The 20,214-nt window shown below is 66.0% G+C and carries 14 protein-coding genes, 1 tRNA gene and 1 pseudogene; all 16 read right to left on the bottom strand.

Annotated features, from left to right (window positions below; genetic code table 11):
* The coding region (locus tag ASG60_RS22725; protein ID WP_139221393.1) for a GTP-binding protein at positions 1–95 on the bottom strand (95 nt) is incomplete at its 3' end.
* 63 nt (positions 96–158) lie between these two features.
* Positions 159–2,234 (bottom strand): elongation factor G, encoded by a 2,076-nt coding sequence (gene fusA, locus ASG60_RS11025; protein ID WP_056171442.1) that lies wholly within the window; start codon positions 2,232–2,234, stop codon positions 159–161.
* 30 nt (positions 2,235–2,264) lie between these two features.
* On the bottom strand, positions 2,265–2,735 hold the full coding sequence (rpsG, locus tag ASG60_RS11020; protein WP_018044233.1) for a 30S ribosomal protein S7: 471 nt from the start codon (positions 2,733–2,735) through the stop codon (positions 2,265–2,267).
* A 99-nt stretch (positions 2,736–2,834) separates the two neighbouring features.
* Positions 2,835–3,206 (bottom strand): 30S ribosomal protein S12, encoded by a 372-nt coding sequence (gene rpsL / locus ASG60_RS11015; protein ID WP_018044234.1) that lies wholly within the window; start codon positions 3,204–3,206, stop codon positions 2,835–2,837.
* Positions 3,207–3,652: 446 nt separating this feature from the next.
* Entirely contained in the window at positions 3,653–7,861 is a 4,209-nt protein-coding gene (rpoC, locus tag ASG60_RS11010; protein ID WP_056265688.1) for a DNA-directed RNA polymerase subunit beta', read from the bottom strand.
* A gap of 174 nt (positions 7,862–8,035) precedes the next feature.
* Positions 8,036–12,160, bottom strand: a complete 4,125-nt coding sequence (gene rpoB / locus ASG60_RS11005) for a DNA-directed RNA polymerase subunit beta (RefSeq protein ID WP_056171438.1) — start codon at positions 12,158–12,160, stop codon at positions 8,036–8,038.
* A 251-nt stretch (positions 12,161–12,411) separates the two neighbouring features.
* Positions 12,412–12,783: a 50S ribosomal protein L7/L12 gene (gene rplL, locus ASG60_RS11000; RefSeq protein WP_056171436.1), complete on the bottom strand. Its 372-nt coding sequence runs from the start codon at positions 12,781–12,783 to the stop codon at positions 12,412–12,414.
* Between the two features lie 58 nt (positions 12,784–12,841).
* Entirely contained in the window at positions 12,842–13,372 is a 531-nt protein-coding gene (gene rplJ / locus ASG60_RS10995; protein WP_056171434.1) for a 50S ribosomal protein L10, read from the bottom strand.
* A gap of 545 nt (positions 13,373–13,917) precedes the next feature.
* Positions 13,918–15,543: a B12-binding domain-containing radical SAM protein gene (locus tag ASG60_RS10990; protein WP_056305006.1), complete on the bottom strand. Its 1,626-nt coding sequence runs from the start codon at positions 15,541–15,543 to the stop codon at positions 13,918–13,920.
* A 117-nt stretch (positions 15,544–15,660) separates the two neighbouring features.
* On the bottom strand, positions 15,661–16,992 hold the full coding sequence (locus ASG60_RS10985) for a PLP-dependent aminotransferase family protein (protein ID WP_056385604.1): 1,332 nt from the start codon (positions 16,990–16,992) through the stop codon (positions 15,661–15,663).
* A gap of 380 nt (positions 16,993–17,372) precedes the next feature.
* The gene (gene rplA / locus ASG60_RS10980; RefSeq protein ID WP_056171430.1) at positions 17,373–18,071 is read right to left on the bottom strand and encodes a 50S ribosomal protein L1; all 699 of its coding nucleotides are present in this window, start codon (positions 18,069–18,071) and stop codon (positions 17,373–17,375) included.
* A 12-nt stretch (positions 18,072–18,083) separates the two neighbouring features.
* A complete protein-coding gene (rplK, locus tag ASG60_RS10975; protein WP_056171427.1) occupies positions 18,084–18,536 on the bottom strand; it encodes a 50S ribosomal protein L11 in 453 nt (150 codons plus the stop codon).
* A gap of 218 nt (positions 18,537–18,754) precedes the next feature.
* Positions 18,755–19,288: a transcription termination/antitermination protein NusG gene (gene nusG / locus ASG60_RS10970; protein ID WP_056092062.1), complete on the bottom strand. Its 534-nt coding sequence runs from the start codon at positions 19,286–19,288 to the stop codon at positions 18,755–18,757.
* A gap of 59 nt (positions 19,289–19,347) precedes the next feature.
* On the bottom strand, positions 19,348–19,653 hold the full coding sequence (gene secE / locus ASG60_RS10965; protein ID WP_056171425.1) for a preprotein translocase subunit SecE: 306 nt from the start codon (positions 19,651–19,653) through the stop codon (positions 19,348–19,350).
* Positions 19,654–19,866: 213 nt separating this feature from the next.
* A tRNA-Trp gene (locus ASG60_RS10960) sits at positions 19,867–19,943 on the bottom strand.
* Positions 19,944–20,117: 174 nt separating this feature from the next.
* A pseudogene (locus ASG60_RS22025) lies at positions 20,118–20,214 on the bottom strand (elongation factor Tu); the annotation flags it as partial.

The raw sequence follows: 20,214 nt of genomic DNA, 5'->3' as shown, positions 1-20,214 counted from the left end.
ATCGCCGCCGTCAGCGACGTCTTGCCGTGGTCCACGTGACCGATCGTGCCAATGTTGCAGTGCGGCTTCGTACGAGCGAATTTCTCTTTGGCCATCGTAGCCTCCGTAATCTCAGTGTTTCAGGTGATGCTGCTGCGGTCCGGAAAAGGCGGGAAGCCTTAAGCGTACTTCGCGACGACCTTCTCGGCCTCGCCGCGCGGCACCTCTTCGTAATGGTCGAACTGCATCGTGAAGTTGGCGCGCCCCTGAGAGAAGGAGCGCAGCTGGTTCACGTAACCGAACATGTTGGCCAGCGGCACCATCGCGTTGATGACGTTCGCATTGCCGCGCATGTCCTGGCCCTGGATCTGGCCACGGCGGGAGTTGAGATCGCCGATCACCGAACCGGTGTATTCTTCCGGAGAGACGACCTCGACCTTCATCACCGGCTCGAGCAACACCGATCCACCCTTCTGGAGGGCCTCACGGAGGGCTGCACGCGACGCGATCTCGAAAGCGAGCGCCGAGGAGTCGACGTCGTGGTAGGCGCCGTCGATGAGCTCGACCTTGATGTCCACGACGGGGAAGCCTGCCAGGATACCGGCACCGAGCACCGAGTTGAGGCCCTTTTCGACGCCCGGGATGTACTCCTTCGGCACCGTGCCGCCGATGATCTTCGAGGAGAACTCGAAGCCCTTGCCGGGCTCGTTGGGCTCCACGATGAACTTCACCCGGGCGAACTGACCGGTACCGCCGGTCTGCTTCTTGTGGGTATAGTCGATCTCGGTGCGCTTCGTGAGCTTCTCACGATACGCCACCTGCGGCTGACCGATGTTGGCATCGACCATGTAGGTGCGGCGAAGGATGTCGACCTTGATGTCGAGGTGGAGCTCGCCCATCCCGCGAAGGATGGTCTGGCCCGACTCCTGGTCCGTCGAAACCCGGAACGACGGATCCTCGGCGGCCAGCTTGGCGAGAGCGATGCCGAGCTTCTCCTGATCGGCCTTCGACTTCGGCTCCACGGCGATCTCGATGACGGGCTCGGGGAACTCCATCTTTTCGAGGATCACGGCCTTCTGCGGATCGCAGAGGGTGTCGCCCGTACGGGTGTCCTTGAGGCCGGCCAGGGCGACGATGTCGCCCGTGAAGGCCTCCTTGACGTCTTCGCGGTTGTTGGCGTGCATGAGGAGCATGCGGCCGACGCGCTCTTTCTTGTCGCGCGACGAGTTGATGACGTTGGCGCCCGACTCGATCTTGCCCGAGTAGACGCGGCAGAACGTGATCGTGCCGACGTGCGGATCGTCCATGATCTTGAAGGCGAGCATGGAGAAGGGATCGCTGTCCGACGGATGACGGACGATCTCTTCCTCGGTCTTGAAGTCGAGGCCCTTGATCTCGCCGCGATCGGCGGGGGACGGCAGGTAATCGACCACGGCGTCGAGCAGGGGCTGGACGCCCTTGTTCTTGAAAGCCGATCCGCACAGCACCGGATGGAAGGCGCGACGCTGCACGGCGGTGCGCACCAGGCGATGCATCGTCTCGGCGTCGGGCTCGACGCCGTCGAGGTAGGCCGACATCGCGTCATCGTCCATCTCTACGCAGGCCTCGACGAGCTTGATGCGGTACTCCGCGGCCTGCTCGGCGAGATCGTCGGGGATCTCGGTTTCGGCGAATTCGGCGCCGAGCTTCTCCGAGGTCCAGACGATGGCCTTCATCTTGATCAGGTCGATGACGCCCTTGAAGGAAGTCTCGGCGCCGATCGGCAGCTGCAGGCACACCGGCTTGCCGGCGACGCGGTCGATGATGTCGGCGACGCACTTGAAGAAGTCTGCGCCGATCTTGTCCATCTTGTTGACGAACACGACGCGAGGCACGTCGTACTTGTCGGCCTGGCGCCAGACGGTCTCGGTCTGGGGCTCGACGCCCTGGTTGCCGTCGAGCACGCACACGGCGCCGTCGAGTACGCGAAGCGAACGCTCCACCTCGATGGTGAAATCCACGTGGCCGGGGGTGTCGATGATGTTCAGGCGCTTGTCGCGCCAGAAGCAGGTGGTCGCCGCGGAGGTGATCGTGATGCCACGCTCCTGCTCCTGCGTCATCCAATCCATGGTCGCGGCGCCGTCATGGACTTCGCCGATCTTATGGGACTTGCCGGTGTAGTAGAGGATCCGCTCGGTGGTCGTGGTCTTGCCGGCATCGATGTGGGCCATGATGCCGAAGTTGCGGTAGTCCTCGATCGCGTGCGTGCGGGGCATCGGATTGCTCCTGAAAGGGTCCGGGTCCGCTTACCAGCGGTAGTGCGAGAAGGCGCGGTTGGCTTCCGCCATCCGGTGCGTGTCTTCCCGCTTCTTCACGGCGTTGCCGCGGTTGTTGGCGGCGTCGAGGAGCTCGGCCGACAGGCGCTCCACCATGGTGCGGTCGTTGCGGCCGCGTGCGGCCTGGATCAGCCAACGGATGGCCAGGGCCTGGCGGCGCTCGGTGCGAACCTCGACGGGGACCTGATAGGTCGCGCCGCCGACGCGGCGGGAGCGGACCTCGATGGCCGGGGCCACGTTCTCGAGGGCGGCGCGGAACACCTCGATGGGGTTGGCGCGGGCGCGGTTCTCGACGATGTCGAACGCGCCGTACACGATACCCTCGGCGATGGACTTCTTGCCCTCGTACATGATCGAATTCATGAACTTGGTCAGAACGATATCGCCGTACTTGGCGTCCGGAATGATTTCGCGCTTCTCGGCAGAATGGCGGCGGGACATCGCTCGCTCCGTCTAAATACAGGGTCTTGAAACCACCCCGCGCAGGCCGCCTCGAGCCCAATCGGGGCCGGCGACATCCTTGCGGGGTGCGCGAATAACTTACTTCGGACGCTTGGCGCCGTACTTGGACCGGCGCTGCTTACGACCCTTGACGCCCTGCGTGTCGAGCACGCCGCGCAGGATGTGGTAGCGAACGCCGGGAAGGTCCTTCACACGGCCGCCGCGGATCATCACCACGGAGTGCTCCTGAAGGTTGTGACCCTCGCCCGGGATATAACCGATGACTTCGAAGCCATTGGTCAGACGAACCTTGGCGACCTTACGGAGCGCGGAGTTCGGCTTCTTGGGGGTCGTCGTGTAGACGCGGGTGCAGACGCCACGCTTCTGCGGGCAGGCGTCGAGCGCCGGCACCTTGTTGCGGCTCTTCTGCGCCTTGCGCGGCTGAGCGATCAGCTGGTTGATCGTCGGCATGCCAATCCTCTCGAAACGCGTCGCCTGCGTCGGCGACCGTCGAAATCCAAATCTCGTTTGGCCCGCCCCGTCGCCGCACGATCTGTGCGATGAAACGCAAAACCGCGCCCCAGGCTGATGTCAGCCTTTGGCGCGCCGTTGCAAGCAGAGGATCACCTGCGATGAAGCAAGCGATCATGCCGGGCTGACACGTGTTCGTCTGTTGAAGTCGGATGCGTTTAAGAAGCTTGGATCCGAGCGAGACGCTCGTGGATCAATTGCTGCTTACGGCCAGCCGTTCAATGAGGGCCTGATAGAGGTGGATTCGCCGGCCGTCAACCCATTTCCCCTAGCGAACCGTGAATGAAACGGGCGTCGCGGCCCGAAACCTGTCTCCGATGGTCCGCGCACGAAAAAGGGGCCGCCCGTAGGCGACCCCTGGTTTGTTCGGTGACGGTCGCTCTCGCCTACTCGGCGGCGGGCGGCAGGCCCGTGAGGGGCTGTGCGCCGCTCTCGGCGGCCTTCTGCTGGAGGATCATGGCGTCGCGACGCCGCGCCACGGCGCGGATGTCGGCGGCCATGGAGCCCGTGCCGGCCGGGATGAGCGAGCCGACGATGACGTTCTCCTTGAGGCCTTCGAGGTAGTCGATCTTGCCGTTGACGGCCGCCTCCGTGAGGACGCGGGTGGTCTCCTGGAACGAGGCCGCCGAGATGAACGACTTCGTCTGCAGGGAGGCCTTGGTGATGCCGAGCAGGACCGGCACGCCGACGATGGGACGCTTGCCCTCGGCGAGCAGCTTCTCGTTGGCGTCGGCCAGTTCCGTCCGGTCGATCTGGTCACCCGTGAGGATGTCCGAATCGCCGCCGTCGGTGATCTCGACCTTCTGCAGCATCTGCCGGACGATGACCTCGATGTGCTTGTCGTTGATGGCCACGCCCTGGAGCCGGTAGACCTCCTGGATCTCGTTGACGAGGTAAGCGGCGAGCTCCTCCACGCCCTTGATCGCCAGGATGTCGTGCGGCGCCGGATTGCCGTCGACGATGTAGTCGCCGAGTTCCACCACGTCCCCGTCCTGCAGGTGGATGTGCTTGCCCTTGGGGATGAGGTACTCGACGGCGTCCGAGCCGTCGTGCGGGGTCAGCGTCAGGCGGCGCTTGTTCTTGTAGTCGCGCCCGAACTGGATCGTGCCGGACTTCTCGGCGATGATCGCCGCGTCCTTGGGCCGACGGGCCTCGAACAGCTCCGCCACCCGCGGCAGACCGCCGGTGATGTCGCGGGTCTTGGCCGAGTCGGTGGAGACGCGGGCGAGGATGTCGCCGGCCTTCACGCGCCCACCCGGATCGTAGCCGATGATGGCGTCGACGGGCAGGAAGTAGCGGGCGTCGGAGCCGCGCGGCAGCTTCATCGGCTTGCCGTCGGCATCGAGCACCAGCATCGCCGGCTTGAGGTCGGCGGTGCGGGCGGTGCCGCGCCAGTCGATGACCACGCGCTTGGCGATACCCGTCGACTCGTCGGTGGTCTCCGTGATTGACTGACCGTCGATGAGGTCTTCGTAGGCGACGATGCCGTCGGTCTCGGTGATGATCGGACGGGTGTAGGGGTCCCATTCGGCGATGCGCTGGCCGCGCTTGACCGTGTCGCCCTCGTCCACCCGCAGCTTGGCGCCGTATTGCAGGCGGTGCACCGCGCGCTCGGAACCGTCGGAGCCGACGATGACGACGGCGACGTTGCGGCCCGTGGCGATGAGGTCGCCGTCCGTGTTCCGGGCGAGCGCCCGGTTGCGGATCTTGATGGTGCCCTCGAAGCTCGACTCGATGAACGACGAGTCGGCGATCTGCGCCGCGCCGCCGATGTGGAAGGTGCGCATGGTGAGCTGGGTGCCCGGCTCGCCGATGGACTGCGCCGCGATGACGCCGACGGCCTCGCCCATGTTGACGGGCGTGCCGCGGGCCAGATCTCGGCCGTAGCAGGTGGCGCAGACGCCGCTGCGGGTCTGGCACACCAGCACCGAGCGGATCTTCACCTCTTGGATGCCCGCCGCCTGGATGGCCGGCAGGTGCTTCTCCTCGATGGTCTCGTTGGTCTTGACGATGACCGTTCCGTCCTGGGCGACGAGATCCTCCGCCGTGGCGCGGCCGAGGATGCGGATCGAGAGCGGGGCCACGACCTGGCCCGCGTCGACGATGGCGCGCATGCGGATGCCGGAGGTCGAACCGCAATCGACCTCGCGGATGACCGCGTCCTGGGCCACGTCGACGAGACGACGGGTCAGGTAGCCGGAGTTGGCCGTCTTCAACGCGGTGTCCGCGAGGCCCTTACGGGCGCCGTGGGTCGAGTTGAAGTACTCGAGCACGTCGAGGCCTTCCTTGAAGTTCGAGATGATCGGCGTCTCGATGATCTCGCCCGAGGGCTTGGCCATGAGGCCGCGCATGGCGGCGAGCTGCTTCATCTGCGCCGGCGAACCACGGGCACCGGAATGGCTCATCATGTAGATCGAGTTGATCTGTTTGTCGGCGCCGTTCTCGTCCTTCTGCACCGTGGAGATGCGCAGCATCATCTCGGCGGCGAGCTTGTCCGAGCACTTGGCCCAGGCATCGACCACCTTGTTGTACTTCTCGCCCTGGGTGATCAGGCCGTCGTTGTACTGCTGCTCGTAGTCCTTCACGAGGGCACGCGTGTCGTCGACGATGGGCCACTTGTTGTCGGGCACCACCATGTCGTCCTTGCCGAACGAGATGCCGGCCTTGAACGCGTGATTGAAGCCGAGCGCCATGATGCGATCGCAGAAGATCACCGACTCCTTCTGACCGCAGTGGCGGTAGACGGTGTCGATCATCGACGAGATCTCCTTCTTGGTCATCAGCTTGTTGACGACGTCGAAGGGGACGTTCTTGTGCAGCGGCAGGGCGCCGGACAGGATCACGCGGCCCGGCGTGGTGTCGTAGGTCTTCGTCAGCGGCTCGCCATCGGGGCCGATGCCGTTCCACCGCCAGCGGATCTTCGAGTGCAGCTTGACGGTCTTGGCCGCCAGCGCGTGCTCGAGCTCGCCCACATTGCCGAAGACGCCCTGCATCGGGTTGGTCTTGCTCGTCGGGTCGAACGCGCCGATGGCGCCCTCGGCCACGATGGAGAGGTAGTACAGGCCGAGCACGATATCCTGCGACGGCACGATGATCGGCAGGCCGTTGGCAGGGTGCAGGATGTTGTTCGTCGACATCATCAGCACGCGCGCCTCCAGCTGAGCCTCGAGGCTCAGGGGAACGTGCACGGCCATCTGGTCGCCGTCGAAGTCGGCGTTGAACGCGGCGCAGACCAGCGGGTGGAGCTGGATCGCCTTGCCCTCGATGAGCTTGGGCTCGAACGCCTGGATGCCGAGGCGGTGGAGCGTCGGCGCGCGGTTGAGCATCACCGGGTGTTCGCGGATCACCTCGTCGAGGATATCCCAAACCTCGGGCTTCTCCTTCTCCACGAGCTTCTTCGCCTGCTTCACGGTTGCCGAGAAGCCCTTGGCGTCGAGGCGCGCGTAGATGAACGGCTTGAACAGCTCCAGCGCCATCTTCTTCGGCAGGCCGCACTGGTGCAGCTTCAGCTCCGGGCCGACGACGATGACCGAACGGCCGGAATAGTCGACGCGCTTGCCGAGCAGGTTCTGGCGGAAGCGGCCCTGCTTGCCCTTGAGCATGTCGGCGAGGGACTTCAGGGGACGCTTGTTTGCGCCCGTGATGACGCGGCCGCGGCGGCCGTTGTCGAACAGGGCGTCGACCGCCTCCTGAAGCATGCGCTTCTCGTTGCGGATGATGATGTCCGGCGCGCGCAGTTCGATTAGCCGCTTCAGGCGGTTGTTGCGGTTGATGACGCGGCGGTAGAGGTCGTTGAGATCGGACGTGGCGAAGCGGCCGCCGTCCAGCGGGACGAGGGGGCGCAGGTCCGGCGGGATCACCGGCACCACGGTGAGGATCATCCACTCGGGCTTGTTGCCCGACATCTGGAAGGCCTCGATGATCTTCAGGCGCTTGAGGAGCTTCTTCGGCTTCAGCTCGGAGGTCGTGGTGGCGATCTCCTCGCGCAGCGAATCCGCGATGCCGTCGAGGTCGAGTTCCTGCAGGATGCGCCGGATGGCCTCGGCGCCGATCATGGCGGTGAACGAGTCCTCGCCGTACTCCTCCTGCGCGCGCAGGTACTCCTCCTCGGAGAGGAGCTGACGCTCCTTGAGGGGGGTGAGGCCCGGCTCGATGGTGACGTAGGACTCGAAGTACAGGATCCGCTCGAGGTCCTTGAGGGCCATGTCGAGCAGGAGGCCGATGCGGGACGGCAGCGACTTCAGGAACCAGATGTGGGCGACGGGGGCGGCGAGCTCGATGTGGCCCATGCGGTCGCGCCGCACACGCGCGAGGGTGACCTCGACGCCGCACTTCTCACAGATGACGCCCTTGTACTTCATGCGCTTGTACTTGCCGCACAGGCACTCGTAGTCCTTGATCGGCCCGAAGATCCGGGCGCAGAACAGGCCGTCGCGCTCGGGCTTGAACGTGCGGTAGTTGATCGTCTCGGGCTTCTTGATCTCGCCGAAAGACCACGAGAGGATCTTCTCCGGCGACGAGATCGAGATCTTGATCTGGTCGAAGCTCTGGGGCTGAGCCTGCTGGTTGAAAAGATTCATGACCTCTTGGTTCATGGATCGACTCCTGCTGACGGGGCGCACCCTCCGCCGAGGGGCTACCGCGTGCTGTAAACTGGTCGGCGCCGCGACTGTCTCAGTCGCCGCTGGCCGTCATCATCCGGGAGGCGCTTCCCCTCCCCGCTCGGACCGCGCCGGCGAGTGAGCCGGCGCGGGAGCGTGGTGCGGTGGTTACTCGGCCGCCTCGGCGGGCGGCTCGATCTGGTCGTTGGCGGTCTTCTTCGAGGAGGTGAGCTCGACGTTGAGGCCGAGCGAGCGCATTTCCTTGACGAGCACGTTGAAGGACTCGGGGATGCCGGCCTCGAAGGTGTCGTCGCCGCGCACGATGGCCTCGTACACCTTGGTGCGGCCGGCGACGTCGTCCGACTTCACCGTGAGCATCTCCTGCAGGGTATAGGCGGCGCCGTAGGCCTCGAGCGCCCAGACCTCCATCTCGCCGAAGCGCTGACCGCCGAACTGCGCCTTGCCGCCCAGCGGCTGCTGGGTGACGAGGGAGTACGGACCGATCGACCGGGCGTGGATCTTGTCGTCCACGAGGTGGTGCAGCTTCAGCATGTAGATGTAGCCCATGGTGACCTTGCGGTCGAAGGGCTCACCCGTGCGGCCGTCATAGAGCGTCGACTGGGCCGACCGGTCGAGACCGGCCATTTCCAGCATCTGCTCGATGTCGGCTTCCTTGGCGCCGTTGAACACCGGAGTCGCCATCGGCACGCCGCGGCGCACGTTGTTGGCCGCTTCCGCCATGTCCTCGTCCGACAGGCCTTCGAGCTCCGACGGCGAGTAGATCGCCTCCATCTCCGCCTTGAGGGGCGCGATGTCGTTGCTGCGAAGATACGCGTCCACCGCGAGCCCGACCTTGCGGCCGAGACCGGCCGCGGCCCAGCCCAGGTGGGTCTCCAGGATCTGACCGACGTTCATGCGCGAGGGCACGCCCAGCGGATTGAGCACGATGTCGGCATGCGTCCCGTCCTCGAGGAACGGCATGTCCTCGATGGGGACGATGCGCGACACGACGCCCTTGTTGCCGTGACGGCCGGCCATCTTGTCGCCCGGCTGGATCTTGCGCTTCACCGCGACGAAGACCTTGACCATCTTCATCACGCCGGGGGGCAGCTCGTCGCCGCGCTGCAGCTTCTCGACCTTGTCGAGGAAGCGCTGCTCCAGGCGCTTCTTCGACTCGTCGTACTGCTTCTGCATCGCTTCCATCTCGGTCATGAGACGGTCGTCGATGACGGCGAACTGCCACCATTGCGAACGCGGGTACTCGGAGAGGAGCTCACGGTTGAGCGTGGTCTCCTTCTTGAAGCCCTTCGGACCGGCGATGGGGGCCTGACCGATGAGGACGGTGGCCAGACGCGCATAGGTGTTGCGGTCGAGGATCGCCTGCTCGTCGTCGCGATCCTTGGCGAGGCGCTCGATTTCCTCGCGCTCGATGGCCTGGGCGCGCTCGTCCTTGTCGACGCCGTGGCGGTTGAACACCCGGACCTCGACGATGGTGCCGGTCACGCCCGGGGGGACCCGAAGCGAGGTGTCGCGCACGTCGGACGCCTTCTCGCCGAAGATCGCGCGGAGAAGCTTCTCCTCCGGCGTCATCGGGCTTTCGCCCTTCGGGGTGATCTTGCCGCACAGGATGTCGCCGGCGTGGACCTCGGCGCCGATGTAGACGATGCCGGCCTCGTCGAGGTTCTTCAGCGCTTCTTCGGAGACGTTGGGGATGTCGCGGGTGATCTCTTCGGGACCGAGCTTGGTGTCTCGGGCCATCACCTCGAACTCCTCGATATGGATCGAGGTGAACACGTCATCCTTCACGATCCGCTCGGAAAGCAGGATCGAGTCCTCGAAGTTGTAGCCGTTCCAGGGCATGAACGCGACGAGCACGTTCCGGCCGAGCGCCAGTTCGCCGAACTCCGTCGACGGACCGTCGGCGATGATCTCGCCCTTCTTCACGGACTCGCCGACGCGCACCAACGGCTTCTGCGTGATGCAGGTCGACTGGTTGGAGCGCTGGAACTTCTGCAGGCGGTAGATGTCGACGCCCGGCTTGGTGGCGTCCGCCTCTTCCGTGGCGCGGATGACGATACGGGTGGCGTCCACCTGATCGACGATGCCCGAGCGGCGCGCCGCGATGGCGGCACCGGAATCGCGGGCGACCACGGCCTCCATGCCCGTGCCCACGAAGGGCGCGTCGGCACGAACCAGCGGCACCGCCTGGCGCTGCATGTTCGAGCCCATGAGGGCGCGGTTCGCGTCGTCGTTCTCGAGGAACGGGATCAGCGCGGCGGCGACCGAAACGAGCTGCTTCGGCGACACGTCCATGAGATCGACGCGGTCCGGCGGCACGACGATGACGTCGCCGGCACGACGGCAGACCACGAGGTCTTCCGTCAGCTTGAAGGCCTCGTCCATCTGGGCGTTGGCCTGGGCAACGTAGTACTTCGCCTCTTCCATCGCCGACAGGTAGGCGACGTCAGTGGTGACGACGCCGTCCTTCACCTTGCGGAAGGGGGTCTCGATGAAGCCGTACTTGTTCACCCGGGCGAAGGTCGCCAGCGAGTTGATCAGGCCGATGTTCGGGCCTTCCGGGGTCTCGATCGGGCAGATGCGGCCGTAATGCGTCGGGTGCACGTCGCGCACTTCGAAGCCGGCGCGCTCGCGGGTCAGACCGCCGGGTCCGAGCGCCGAGAGGCGACGCTTGTGCGTCACTTCCGAGAGCGGATTGGTCTGATCCATGAACTGCGACAGCTGCGACGAGCCGAAGAACTCGCGCACGGCCGCGGCCGCGGGCTTCGCGTTGATGAGGTCCTGCGGCATCACCGTGTCGATGTCGACGGAGGACATCCGCTCCTTGATGGCGCGCTCCATGCGGAGCAGACCGAGGCGGTACTGGTTCTCCATGAGCTCGCCGACGGACCGCACACGGCGGTTGCCGAGGTGATCGATGTCGTCGATTTCGCCCTTGCCGTCGCGCAGATCCACCAGAGCCTTGACGACCGCGAGCATGTCCTCACGGCGCAGGGTCCGCACGGTGTCCTCGGCGTCGAGGTCGAGGCGCATGTTCATCTTCACGCGGCCGACCGCCGAGAGGTCGTAGCGCTCGGAATCGAAGAACAGCGAGTGGAACATCGCCTCGGCGGTGTCGAGGGTCGGCGGCTCGCCGGGACGCATGACCCGGTAGATGTCGAACAGCGCGCCTTCGCGGGCGGAGTTCTTGTCCACCGCGAGGGTGTTGCGGATGTAGGGACCGACGTTGATGTGGTCGATGTCGAGCACGGGCAGCTCGGTGATGCCGACCTCTTCGAGGCTCTTGAGGAGCTTGTCGGAGATTTCGTCGCCGGCCTCGGCCCAGATCTCGCCCGTCTGGTCGTTCACCAGATCCTCGGCGATGTACTGGCCGATGAGGTCTTCGTCCGTGGCCTTGAGGAAGTTCACGCCGCGCTCGGCGATCTGGCGCGCGTTCCGGGCGTTGAGCTTCTTGCCGGCTTCGAGCACGACTTCACCGGACTCGGCATCGACGAGGTCGACGGAGGCCTTGAAGCCCTTCAGGCGCTCGGCATCGTACGGCACGCGCCACTCGGCGCCGTCGCGGTCGTACAGCACGCGGTTGTAGAACGTCGACAGGATCTCCTCGCCGTCGAGCCCGAGGGCGAACAGCAGGGAGGTCACCGGCAGCTTGCGCTTGCGGTCGATGCGGACGTGGACGATGTCCTTGGCGTCGAACTCGACGTCGAGCCAGGAGCCGCGATACGGGATGATGCGGGCGGCGAACAGGAGCTTGCCCGACGAGTGGGTCTTGCCCTTGTCGTGGTCGAAGAACACGCCGGGCGAACGGTGCATCTGGGAGACGATGACGCGCTCGGTGCCGTTGACGATGAAGGTGCCGTTCTCCGTCATCAGAGGCATGTCGCCCATGTAGACGTCCTGCTCCTTGATGTCCTTGACCGACTTCGCACCGGTGTCGGGATCGACGTCGAACACGATGAGGCGCAGGGTCACCTTGAGCGGGGCCGCATAGGTGATGCCGCGCTGACGGCACTCGTCGACGTCGTATTTCGGCTGCTCGAACGTGTACTTCACGAACTCGAGGAGGGCCGTGGCCGAGAAGTCCGAGATCGGGAAAACCGACTTGAACACGGTCTGCAGGCCTTCGTCGCCCCGCCCGCCTTCCGGCTCGTCCATCATCAGGAACTGGTCGTAGGATGCCTTCTGAACCTCGATGAGGTTCGGCATCTCGGCGACTTCCTTGATCTTGCCGAAGAATTTGCGAATGCGCTTGCGACCGACCAGCGTGTTGGCCATGGGTGACCTCGCTCCTACGTCCCGCGTACCGGATGCCCGGGGAAGGCTCGTGCCTCCCGCGACCAGGCGATGGACGCGCCCCGCCGGACGCCGCCCTCCCGAACTGAAAATCTGGTGGCCCGTCGCCGGGCCGGTCGTGTCGCCGGAAGCGACCTTAGCCCACGGGCGCGAACCCGCGGGCCTTTGGGCCCGTCAAGCTCCGGGGAGCCCGACGGGGAAGTGATGGGCCTGAGGCGGCCCACCGAAGAGTCTTACTTGAGCTCGATCTTGGCGCCAGCCTTCTCGAGCTGGGCCTTGAGCTTCTCGGCCTCTTCCTTGTTGACGGACTCCTTGACGGCCTTCGGAGCGCCTTCGACGAGGTCCTTGGCTTCCTTGAGGCCGAGGCCGGTGATCGCGCGGACCTCCTTGATGACCTCGATCTTCTTGTCGCCGGCGGCGGTGAGCATGACCGTGAACTCGGTCTGCTCCTCGACGGCGGCGGCCGGACCGGCGGCGGGGCCGGCGACGGCGACGGCAGCGGCGGCCGAGACGCCCCACTTCTCTTCGAGCAGCTTGGCGAGGTCGGCGGCCTCGAGAACGGTCAGCGAGGACAGGTCGTCGACGAGCTTGGCGAGATCAGCCATGGTGGTGTTCCTTCAGAGATCGGTTTGAACGGATGGGTTGAGAAGAACGATGCGACCTTCAGGCCGCTTCGTCCTGAGCCTCGTCCTTCGTGGCATAGGCCCCGAACACGCGGGCGAGCTTGGCCGCCGGTGCGTTGACGACCTGGGCGATCTTGGTCGCGGGAGCCTGGATGAGGCCCACGATCTTGGCGCGCAGTTCGTCGAGGGACGGGAGCGAGGCCAAGGCCTTCACGCCGTCCGGGTTCAGGGCTGTCGTGCCCATGGCGCCGCCGAGGATCACGAGCTTGTCGTTGACCTTGGCGAACTCCACCGCAACCTTGGCGGCCGCGACCGGGTCGCTCGAATAGGCGAGCAGGGTCGGACCCTTCAGGAGGGGCTTGATGGAGGCGACGTCCGTGCCATCGAGAGCGATGTTGGCGAGGCGGTTCTTGGTGACCTTCACGGTGGCACCGGCCAGCTTCATCTGCGAGCGCAGCTTCTGCATGTCGGCGACCGTGAGGCCCTTGTAGTGGGCCACGACGACGACGGACGTGTTCGCGAACACGCCGTTGAGCGTCGAGACGAGATCAGCTTTGGCTGTCCTGTCCACTGGGGCTCTCTCCGGTTGGCGGAACCCGAGGATGGGTCCGCCGGTTGCACATGCCGCCCGGGACGGAATTCGGCTCATGAAAGCCGGAACGTCCTGGACGACGCTTCACGGCCCTGTCCCCTGCTGCCCCCCCGAATGGGTGGACGACACGGGTGAGATGGTTCAAACCGATGCCTCTCGACCCCGACGAATCGCCAGGGTGCGCGAGGATGTTGAATTCGGTCTTCCCCGTCTGTGCAGGCTGGAAGATTAAGCCGGTCGCCCAGCGCCTGCAGTCTCGGACAGGACATGGCCGGATAAAGCCTGAAAGGGCTTTCGCCCCTCAAAGCCTTCCGGCCATATCACCTGGTTGCCCAGGGATCTCTCGATTGGAAACCGACCGATGGGTCGATTCCTTTCTCGTTCATGAAAACGTTGAGCGCGGTCTATAGAACCTTGCAAGCAGCCTGCCAAGGGCCAGTGCGGGACTATTCGGTCGCAGGCGCCGATTTTCCTTGACGGCACTTGCCGCTGCGGCCGAGCGCAGCGGCAGGTCCGTCACTCCATCACGTCGGCAGGAACCGGCGCGCGGCCTGCCACCATGGCGTGCGTTGCTCCTTCGCCTGGTCGGCTTTGGCCGCGTAGAACGAAGCGTTGTGCTCGCCGCGCAGGGCCTCGCGGGTGAACCGGATGAGGTGGTGGGCGACGAAGCCCATGTTGAACACCGCCTCGATCTGCCCGCGCTTCAGGGCGTGGCCCGCCGCCTTCCAGAACACGCCCCGGTAATCCGACAGGACGCCGACCCTGAGTGCGATGTTGAAGCCGAGGATCAAGCCGCGGCGCAGGTTGGTCCGGGTGAGCTTGCCCTTCAGCGGAGTCTTGATCCGGTGCGGGTAGGTCCGCTCGACCTGATACTTGAAGCGCTCGAAGAGGTGGGCCGGCTCGTACGCATGGGCGATGGCCCGGCGCCAGCTCGCCACCACGTCGTCGTGGGGCCGCTTGAACAGGACGTTGGATTCGAGCGACGCGTCGTGGAGCAGACGGCCCTCGCGGGTGAGGCGGTCCCACAGGGGGGTCTTGGGCAGGGCCTGGAGCAGGTTCATGGTCAGCACCGGCACCGCCGACTTGTCGACGAAGTCGATGAGCTTCTGCTCGGAGCCGTCGGTCTCGGTGTCGAGGCCGAGGATGATGCCGGACGTCACCTCCAGTCCGAAGCTGTTGAGAGTCTCGATGGCCTCGTACATGGGCACGGCGGCGTTGTGCTTCTTGTCGATGCCGGCGAGCGCGTCCTCTTCCGGCGTCTCGATGCCGACGAAGACGGTCATGAAGTTGGCCTCGCGCATGAGCGCGAGGATGTCGGGCTGTTTCGCCATGTTCAGGGTCGCCTCGCAGGCGAACTGAAGCGGGTAGTGATTCTTCTTCTGCCACGCCACGAGGTGGGGCAGCATGTCCTTCGTCGCCTTGCGGTTGCCGATGAAGTTGTCGTCGACGAAGTACACCACCGCCGGGTGACCGGGCTGGGAGATGATCGCGTCGAGTTCGCCGAGCATCTGCTCGGGGCTCTTCAGGCGCGGCTGGCGGCCGTAGAGCTGCGGGATGTCGCAGAATTCGCAGCGATACGGGCAGCCCGACGAGAATTGCAGGGAGCCGATGAGGTAGCGCTTGAGCGGGGCGGCCTCGTAGGCGGGGGCCGGGAAGTCGGAGAGCGGCAGGCGCTCCTTCGTCTCCAGGCGCACCTGGGCGGCCGGGATCGACACGTCGCGGTCGAGGATCGCCACGAGCTCGTCGGTGGCGTCGCCGATCTCGCCGATATGGAGGTAGTCGAACTCGGGGTACTGCTCGGGCGAGCCCGAGACCGACGGGCCGCCCAGCGCCGTGACCTTACCGGCCGCGTGCGCCCGGGCGTAGATATCGCGGATCTGCGGGGCCTGGATGTGCATGCCCGACACGAACACCGCGTCGGCCCAGGCGAAGTCGTCCGGCCCGGCCCGTTTGATGTTCTCGTCGACGAACCGGTACTCCCAGGTCTCCGGCATGTAGGCCGCGATGAGCAGCAGACCTTGCGGCGGCATGAACGCCTTGACGCCGCCCATCAACGGATAGGCGTGCGCGAACGTCCCGAAGGACGGCGTGTAAGCGGGGAAGACGCACAGGATGCGTCGCTTGGAGGAGACGGAGAGGGTGCATCGCATGAAGCCGTACTTAGCACAGCCCCGCGCGATGGCGTCCCCCTCGAACGCGATTTCTCGCACCGCCGGTTGCTTGCCGCCCGGAGCCTCACGGTCCTTTGAACGGTGGGCCGTCCGGTCTCACTCGACGGGGCGGTCGTCCCCCCCTGCCGCCAGCTGGCGCAGGGTCCGCAGGGCGGTGGCGAGGGCGTCGAGGGGCGGTGAGGCCAGCGCGAGGCGCACGGCGTTGGGCGCGTGGCCGGGATGGACGGCGAAGGCGCTGGCGGGGGTGACCGCGATCCCGCGCCGGGCAGCCGCCGCGACGAAGGTCTCGGCCCGCCACGCTTCGGGCAGAACCAGCCAGAGGTGGTAGGCGCCCGGATCGCCCCGCACGTCGAGGTCGCCGAGGATGTCACGCGCGAGCGCCTGCCGGGAACGGGCATCGCGCCGCTTCGCCAGTCCAATCCGGGCCGCCTCCCCCGAATCCATGAGATGGAGTCCGATGCCGAAGGGCAGACCGGTGGCACCCCACCCGCCCGAACGTACGCAGTGGGCGACCAGATCCGTGAGGGCCGGCGGCGTGGCTATCAACCCGAGGGTGAGGCCGGGCGCGACCCGCTTCGACAGGCTGTCGAGGAAGACGACGCGGTCGGGCGCCAGGGCGGCCAAGGGGGCGGCGTCGCTCAGGAATCCGTAGATCGCATCCTCGACAGCCAGGAGGCCGAAGGCTTCGAGGCAGGCCGCGATGGCCGCCCTGCGCTCACCGCCCATGGTGATTCCGAGGGGATTGTGAAGCGAGGGTTGGAGATAGAGGCCGCGCAGGGGTGTGGTCCGGTGCGCCTGGGCGACCGATTCGGGGCACAGGCCCTCCCCGTCCATGGCGATGGGCACCAGGACGATGCCGAGGCGCGCGGCGATTCCCTTCACCACCGGATAGGTCATCGCCTCGACCCCGATGCGCTCGCCCGGCGGAGCGAGGGCCGCGAGGGCGGCTGCCACGGCCTGGCGCCCGTTGCCGGTGAACAGCATTCTGTCGGGGGTGGGCGTCCAGCCCGGTCGGGCAAAGAAGCGGGCGGCGATGGCCCGCCCCTCCGCATGACCCGTCGCCGCCACGGGACCGGCAAGGGTTTCGAGGCGGTCGGATCGGAGCAATCCCGCAATTGCACCGGAAAGGGTCTCCACCTCACCCGGTAGGATCGAATAGTTGCGTTCGAGGTCGATGGCGGTCGGCGGCGGTTCGGCGAAAGCGAGGATGGGTGTCGCGGCGCGCGACCGCACATAGGTGCCCCGGCCGATCTCCCCTGTGACCAGACCACGATGGACGAGTTCGGCATAGACCCGGCTCGCCGTCGAGACGGCGATGCCGTTGGCGTAGGCGTAGGCGCGTTGCGGCGGCAATCGCGCGCCCGGTGCCAGTCGTCCCGCGGCGATCGCGTCGGCAAGGCGGTCGGCCAGGACCCTGAAGTCGCTCACGAACGAAAATGCTCCGAGATCAATGTTTCGATTGATCCGATTTGTGCTCGGATCAATGTTGCGCGGCAAGCCCCTTCGGAGGCTGCGCTATCGGAGTAGATCGCCATGTCGTCCACGTCCCTCCTCCGATCCCCATATCCGTCTGCCGTGGCAACCGGCGTGGATCGCGGGCTCGGTGCGTTGTGCCGTGTCTGGCTCGGGCGCTGGCGTCACCGCCGGACTTTGGCGAACTTGCATCCCGAGCAGATGCGCGAGGTCGGGCTGAACCCGGAAGCCGTTCGGCGGGAGGCCTGCCAGCCGTTCTGGCGGGCGTGAGGCCTTAAACGAAAACGCCCAGCCGCGAGGCCGGGCGTTTCCAAAATGTGGCAGGCCTGCGGGTGTTACGCCGGCAGGACCGTCGAGGGCTCGACCTTGACGCCCGGACCCATGGAGGAGGTCACGGCGACGCGCTGGACGTACTGGCCCTTGGCGCCGGCGGGCTTCGCCTTGGAGACCGCGTCGGCGAAGGCCTTGATGTTCTCGACGAGCTTGTCGGCGTCGAACGAGACCTTGCCGATGCCGGCGTGGACGATCCCGGCCTTCTCGACGCGGAACTCGACCGAACCGCCCTTGGCGCCGGCGACCGCGGACTTCACGTCCATGGTGACGGTTCCGACCTTCGGGTTCGGCATCAGGCCGCGCGGGCCCAGCACCTTGCCGAGACGACCGACGAGCGGCATCAGGTCCGGGGTGGCGATGCAGCGATCGAACTCGATCTTGCCGCTCTGGACGATCTCGAGGAGATCCTCGGCGCCGACGATGTCGGCACCGGCTTCCCGGGCCTCGTCGGCCTTGGCGCCGCGGGCGAACACCGCCACCCGCACGGTCCGGCCGGAGCCGTTGGGCAGGTTGCAGACGCCGCGGACCATCTGGTCGGCGTGGCGCGGGTCGACGCCGAGGTTCATGGAGACCTCGACGGTCTCGTCGAACTTGGCGCTGGCCTTCTCCTTAACGAGCTTGATCGCCTCGTCGATGGTGTAGAGCTTGAGCGCGTCGATGCCCTCGCGGGCGGCGCGGATGCGCTTGCCTTCGTGTGCCATGGTGCCCTCCCCTTAAGCGACGATGTCGAGACCCATGGCCCGCGCGGAGCCACGGATCATCGCGACGGCGGCATCCACCGAATCGCAGTTCAGGTCGGGCATCTTGCGCTCGGCGATCTCGCGGAGCTGTGCCTCGGTGACCTTGCCGACGTTGGTGCCGGGCTTGCCCGGGGTCTTGGAACCGGAAGCCGGCTTCTTGCCGATCTTCAGGCCGGCGGCCTTCTTGAGGAAGAACGTCACCGGGGGCTGCTTCATCTCGAAGGTGAAGGAGCGATCCTGATAGGCCGTGATCACGACCGGGATCGGGGTGCCCTTCTCGATCTGAGAGGTCTTCGCGTTGAAGGCCTTGCAGAATTCCATGATGTTGAGGCCGCGCTGACCGAGCGCGGGGCCGATGGGCGGCGACGGGTTCGCGGCGCCGGCCGGAACCTGAAGCTTCACGTAGCCCGTGATCTTCTTTGCCATAGGGACTGCTCCCAAAGAATGCCCGGCACCCGGCTGGCCTCAGCGCAGGTGGAGCGGGCGGTTGCAGGTCGCGGTACGGTCCGTGGACCCCGGCGGCGAACCGGGCGGACCTTCCGCGCGTGACACCATCCTGGAGATGGTGGTTTCGCGTCCGGCGCGGAGCCGAACGGAAGAAAAGCGGATGAGTCAGTGGTGACTCACCCGCGAAATCCAAAAGATCAGAGCTTCTCGACCTGGGCGTATTCGAGCTCCACCGGGGTGGCGCGGCCGAAGATCGATACGGCGACCTTGAGGCGCGAGCGGCTCTCGTCGATCTCTTCCACGGTGCCGTTGAAGGACGCGAACGGACCGTCGGACACGCGGACCGTCTCGCCGATCTCGAAGGAGATGGAGGGCTTCGGGCGATCGACGCCCTCGGCAACCTGGCCCTTGATGCGCTCGGCTTCCGAATCCGGAATCGGCACGGGCTTCGACTTGTCGGCGCCGAGGAAGCCCGTGACCTTCGGGGTGTTCTTGATCAGGTGGTAGACCTCGTCGGTGAGGTCGCACTTAACCAGGACGTAGCCGGGGAAGAACTTGCGCTCGGCATCGACCTTTCGGCCGCGACGGACCTCCACGACCTTCTCGGTCGGAACCATGACCTCGTCGAACAGCTCCATCAGGCCACGCTGGGCCGCCTGATCCTTGATGGACTGCGCGACCTTGTTCTCGAAATTCGAGTAGGCGTGGACGATGTACCAGCGCTTCGACACGTTCTCACCAAATCCTGACGTCGCTCGACCGGTCGCGAAAGCGCGCCCGGACCGATAGATTAGTTGGTCCCGACCCCGAGGATCAGGGTCACGAGGTAGCGCATGGCCTGATCGACCACGGTGAAGAACAGGCTCGCGGCGACCACCATGATGAACACCATCACGGTGGTGACCACGGTCTCCTTGCGGGTCGGCCACGTGACCTTGCGGCCCTCGTCGCGCACCTGGCCGAGGAACTCCACGGGGCCGACGCGCTTGGGCGCGGGCCGCACGGGGGGCGTCGCCCGAGCAGGACCCGGCGTGACGGAGCCACGCGGCGGGGTGCGCGCGAGGTCCGTTTTCTTCGATGCTTCGTTCGATGCCATGGCGCCAACAAACAGGAGAACGGTCCGGGGATCGGGAAAGCGCGGTGCGGAGGCCTGGAGCCACGCCTGCCGCGAAAGCCTTCATCGATCTCGGAAGGCGACCGCTCTAGCGCAAGTCCCCGTGCTTGTCGACTGCACCGGGTTCCGACTTGCGGACAGGCGATCTGATCGGAATGGAACGGGGAGTAGACTTGAACTGGAGCAGCGGCCAATTGGCAGGAGTGGAGGGACTCGAACCCGCAACCTCCGGTTTTGGAGACCGGCGCTCTGACCAGTTGAGCTACACTCCTATGCGGGGACGCATTCATCGCCGCGGCGCTGCTATAGACCGGCCCGGGCCTTGCCGCAATGGCGAACCGTACGGGATTTTCCGAGATTGTCGGTGCCGTCAGGATTGTTCGGCTCGGAGAGCAAACGCCGCGGGACCGGGGTCCCGCGGCGTCGCGACGGTGATGGCGGACCGACTACTCGTTGATGGCGGCGACGACGCCTGCGCCGACGGTGCGGCCGCCTTCACGGATGGCGAAGCGCAGCTTCTCTTCCATGGCCACCGGCACGATG

Origin of the sequence: Methylobacterium sp. Leaf469 (genome assembly GCF_001424745.1) — a bacterium.
Classification (GTDB): Bacteria; Pseudomonadota; Alphaproteobacteria; order Rhizobiales; family Beijerinckiaceae; genus Methylobacterium.
This window is presented reverse-complemented; position numbering and strand designations above follow the sequence as displayed.